The sequence below is a fragment of the Helicobacter trogontum genome, from assembly GCF_000765905.2.
In the GTDB taxonomy this organism is placed as follows: domain Bacteria; phylum Campylobacterota; class Campylobacteria; order Campylobacterales; family Helicobacteraceae; genus Helicobacter_A; species Helicobacter_A trogontum.
In genome coordinates, this window is sequence record NZ_JRPL02000082.1 from 1 (window position 1) to 1520 (window position 1520).

The following is a 1520-nucleotide window of genomic DNA, read 5'->3' on the forward strand; positions in this document are numbered from 1 at the left end:
TAAGTAATCTGTTCTAATCTTTAGAGATTCTTCTATATCTTTGATATAGAGATAATAGCTTCCTTTAGGTAAAGAAGTATCTTGTTTTATGGATTCTAAAATATCTTGTTCTTTTAGATGATTAGATTTATAATACCTTTCTGTATCTATAATACCAAGAGTAAGAGAATATGATGAAAATAATTTAGGTATATCTTGTGCATCTATGACATCATATTCTTTGGAATGGATTCTATAATATGTTGCATGTAGGGTTACCAATCTACACTCCATTGATGTATAACCTCAATATAATCTTTTGCTTGTGTATAAATCGTGACACTGCCACTATCATACCCCATATTAATAACCCAAAATCTCCCCATATTATCCCAAATATAATAGATTCCTACTTCATCATCTTTATTGCTTTCTTCCTCTCCATAGTCATACATATTGACATTTTTTGGCAGTTTTTGCTCTTTTGCCTCAAATATCTTGTATGCTTCTTCTATCCTTGTGGCTTTGATAAAATATTTTCTTATCCCTACTTCTTCACCATTTACCTTACCACAAGGAATTTCATAGCCTTTAGCTGGATACCTACATAAATCTATAAAAGCTAGTTTCTTATCAGAATCTAGTGAAAGTTTTGATGTATCATAAGGCACTAAAAAGACTTGATCAAAAAATTTTACCCTTTGTTCTATCATCTCATTTGCTTTATCTTGACTTAGATTCACAACTCCTGCGTAAACATTTCCCAAACACAATAGAAATAATATAATCCGCTTCATTGGCTTACTCCCACTTTTTTGTTATTCTTGCGTTTTTATCTTGCAATTAGAGACTAATCATTAAAATAAAAATTTCTTACCTCAATGCGTGTCTGTGTAGAATCTACCTGTCTAAAGCTATAATATACCACACCATTTTCATAGCCTATGCTTAAGACCATAAATTTAGGATTGACAAATTCATAGACAATATTGATTGTATCATTATATAGCTCAAGATTATTGTATTCATATTGTAGATTTTGTGTAGGTAAGCTTTCCTTAAAAGCCTTTTTATCAGGGTGATTAGCAATGAATTCTTTATACGCATTCTCCAAATTAGCCTCTATGACATATTCTTTAAGTATCTTGTCTGCACAAGTAGAAATGCTACTATCCTTAACAAAGCTGTGTCCATCAAGAATCTCTTTGCAAGGGATATTGTGATATTGCAACCCTAATTCTTTATCAGTCTTTAATACCACATTTTGTGCATTGAGAATATTTATAAACCCAAATACCAAGCCTATGTAAAATAAAAGTTTCATTTTTGCTCCTTATTGTACGATAAGTTTCTGCGTATTTGAGTTATGATAAATTCCTTTCACAAGTAGTATTACTACCTTTTATGATAGCAATGTTACCATCACCCATATCAGAAAAATACACATAATCACATTGAGTTTTCATATCAAAACCATAGTATATTTCCAAATATGTATTATTCCTCCATATATAGTTGATGCAAGAGTTATCGTCCATGTC

At 30.7% G+C, this 1520-nt stretch carries 3 protein-coding genes; all 3 read right to left on the bottom strand.

Annotated features, from left to right (window positions below; genetic code table 11):
- Nucleotides 1–273 (bottom strand): hypothetical protein (locus tag LS81_RS10890; protein ID WP_237022244.1); only part of this gene is annotated, 273 nt, incomplete at its 3' end.
- On the bottom strand, nt 255–776 hold the full coding sequence (locus LS81_RS10895; RefSeq protein WP_034347859.1) for a hypothetical protein: 522 nt from the start codon (nt 774–776) through the stop codon (nt 255–257). The genes LS81_RS10890 and LS81_RS10895, both read right to left, overlap by 19 nt.
- 53 nt (nt 777–829) lie before the next feature.
- Nucleotides 830–1303, bottom strand: coding sequence for a hypothetical protein (locus LS81_RS10900; protein WP_138069957.1), 474 nt, complete (start codon nt 1301–1303; stop codon nt 830–832).
- Between the last annotated feature and the right edge of the window lie 217 nt (nt 1304–1520).